This window comes from Pseudomonas lactucae (genome assembly GCF_016937615.1).
Classification (GTDB): Bacteria; Pseudomonadota; Gammaproteobacteria; order Pseudomonadales; family Pseudomonadaceae; genus Aquipseudomonas; species Aquipseudomonas lactucae.
Genome location: NZ_JAFHKI010000181.1, coordinates 1 through 3076, shown reverse-complemented (window position 1 = coordinate 3076; position 3076 = coordinate 1). Strand labels below are relative to the sequence as shown.

Sequence of the window (3076 nt, the reverse complement as noted above, 5' to 3'; positions counted from 1 at the left end):
TGCCTTCTTTTGGGCATCGTTTTCAGTCAGCGTGTTGGCTTCGAACGGTGAGTGACGGAATGTCGTTCACCAACGTCACGGCTGGCTGAGCGTCAGCGTGCGAAGTAGCGTTATCGGCGTCGGTGACAGTCAGGTCGATCTTCGGCAGTTGATTACCAGCGTTGACCCAATCGGCGCCCTTCTGCGTCAGCACCACGTCGGTGCCCGAGATAGCGTAGTAGCCGTCTTTATTACTTTCGCCGGTGAAGGCGACCTTCAGATCGGCAGTGGAAGTCTCTTCGTCAGTCGCGGTGAAGCGACCAGCAACAGTACCTTCTTTCGCGTCATTTTCAGTCAGCGTGTTGGCTTCAACGGTGATAACCGGAATGTCATTGACCAGGGTGACCGTTGGCGTCGCCGCATCGTGCGCGCTGCCTTTGTCTGTGTCCGTCACGGTCAAATCAATTGCGGGCAGCTTATTGCCTGCGTTAACGAAGTTTGCGCCCGCCAGTGTCAACACCACGGCATTGGCAACAATGGCGTAGTAGCCATCTTTGTTGCTATCGCCTGTGAAGGTGATTTTCAGATCGGCAACCGGAGTCTCGACATCGCTGACGGTAAAGGTGCCAGCAACGGTACCTTCCGCGACGCTGCCTTCCACCAGAGGATTGGCGACGACATCGATGACCGGCAGGTCGTTGACCGCAATCACATTGATCGGCAGGGTAATCGACTCGGACTTCGGCGCCGCATCGCCATCTTGCGCGGTGGCGGTAACGATGAGGTTCACCAGGCCGTTGGCGTTTGGCGCCGGGTTGAAGACCAGTGTGGCCTTGTTCCAGTCGCTGATATCGATGCTTTGGCTGCCAGCCGTCGCGGTGAAGGTATGGCCCGCGCCGTCGGAGAGAGTCGCGCCGTCCGGAATACCGCTGATCTGCAGCTTGAGCGTCTCGGAGCCGTCCTTGTCGGTGGCGTAGGCGTCAATCGCGGACAGCTTGATCGCGTGGTCTTCCAGGCCGGTGTTCAGTACCTGGGTAACGCTGATGTTATCCAGCACACCGCCCAGCGAGTTGCTGGTCGGGGCCTTGAACTCGAGTTTGGCATCACCGTCAGCGGTGACCGGCACCACGAAGGTGTAGGTCTTCATGCCAACGGTGGTTGCGTCCAGGGTGCCGACTTTGACGCCGCCCCAGAACACATCGATCACCGAATTGTCCTCGGCGCCCGCACGCGGCGAGTAGTCGACACTGATGCTGTACGCCGTGCCGGATTCGGCCTTGATGACGGTGTACAGGCTGGCGTCGTCGCCGGTGTTTTTCTCAAGTTCGATGACTTGGCTGTTGCCTGGGGTCGTTACGCCGTAGACGCTGCTTTGGCCGATTTCGACTTTGCCGTCGCTGTTACCGGTCAACCACTGGGTGGTCGGGGTGGTGCCGGCGGCGTTATTGGCAGCGCCAACCGCGACCGTGCTCCACGAACCGTTGAGGGCGGCGCCGTCGAAGTTGATCGAACTCACCACGCCGCCGCCGAGCAGGCCCAGGTGTGGGGTGTCGGTCACCGGCGCGATGGTGACTGCGGCAGTGGTTTCGCCGCTGGTTTTACCGCCATTGTCGACCGCGGTGAAGGTAAGCGAGGTGCTGCCGCTCCAGTCGCCGGTTGGCGAGAAGTAGACCGACGCCTTGCCGTCAGCGCCTGCCGGCACTGAATCACCGATCTTGAGCTCGGTGGTCAGGGTGGCGTCGCTGTACAGCTTGCCGTTTTCCGGCAAGGTGGTAATGACGAAATTGGCGACAGTGCCATCCACATCTGCGCCACTCAGTACGATGGTGGCCGTGTGATCTTCGTCGGCGCCGGCAGGGGTAGCCGCTGCGGTTGGTGCGTCGTTGAACAAGTCAATGGCGACCTTGCCGGTGGCGCTGCCGGTTGCCGGTGGCTCGCGGTCAAGGTTGCCACCGCCAATATCGGTCACGGCGATGGTGACGCTGCGATCCGTACCGACCGGGTTGTTGCCCGGGCTCTGGAAGGTGATCGCTTCAACCACTTTGACGAAGTCAGCCGCGCTGCTGCCGGCTGGCGAATCGCTGGTGAGGGTGTAGACGATTTTACCGTCGGCGGCACTGCCGCTTTGGGTGATGGTGATACCGGCAACGGCCAGGGCCTTGAGCACATCGGCGCTGCTGAGCAGGTCACCGGACGCCAACTGGTCAACGGTGACCACCACTTTGCTGTAGGTGGTGTTGTCGACGTCGCTGATGCTCAGGTTTTCGACCAATGCCACCGCCGCTTTTTGCTCGACGAACGTGGTGCTGTCGAAACTGACCACGGGTGCATCGTTGACCGGAACCACGTTGACCACGGAGGTCACAGGCGCCGAGTCCAGTTGGCCATCGTTCACGGTGATGGTCAGGGTGCGGTCGGTAGCGACCGGGTTCTGGCTTTCGCTGGCGAAGTGCACCGAACGCAGCACTTCCTGGTATTCGGCCTTGGTGGCTTCGCCGGACAGGGTCAGTACACCGGTGTCCTTGTCATAGCTGACCGTGATCTTGGTGTTGCTCGCATCGGCGATCAGGACGTCATCGGCCAGGTGGTTCACCAGCGTGACCTTGGCACTTTGCAGGGTGTCGTTGTCGACATCACTGATCGTCAGGTTCGCTGCGACGTAGCCGCCTGGTTTGCCTTCGATGTAGGTGTCGCCGAAGGCGTTGGTCGAGGCGTTGCCGAGTACCGGGGCGTCGTTGACCGGCGTGATAGTCAGCGTGAGGGTGCTGCTGGAGCCGGTATTGGTGGTGTAGCCGATCTGCGGCACCGCACCGTTGTAATCCTTGACCGGAGTGAACGTGTATTCGCCAGTGCTGGCGATGGTGAGGGTACCGACATTGGCGATAGTCGCCTGCTGGCCCGCCTCAAAAGTGACGCCATCCACGGTGAACGACTTGACCGTCAGAAGGTTGTCTTCATCAGTGTCGTTATTCAGCACGTTGCCGGTGACGTTGTTGTCTTCCAAGGCGCTGCCCGTGTCCGGGAGCAGCACGCTCGGGTCGTCTACCAAGGTGACGTCCGGGGTCGCAGCGGCGTTGGCGCTGCCTTTGTCAGTGTC

General features: G+C 60.7%; 1 protein-coding gene. It reads right to left on the bottom strand.

Annotated features, from left to right (window positions below; translation table 11 throughout):
* Positions 1 to 22: 22 nt before the first annotated feature.
* The coding region (locus JWR98_RS26530; protein WP_205491635.1) for a beta strand repeat-containing protein at positions 23 to 3076 on the bottom strand (3054 nt) is incomplete at its 5' end.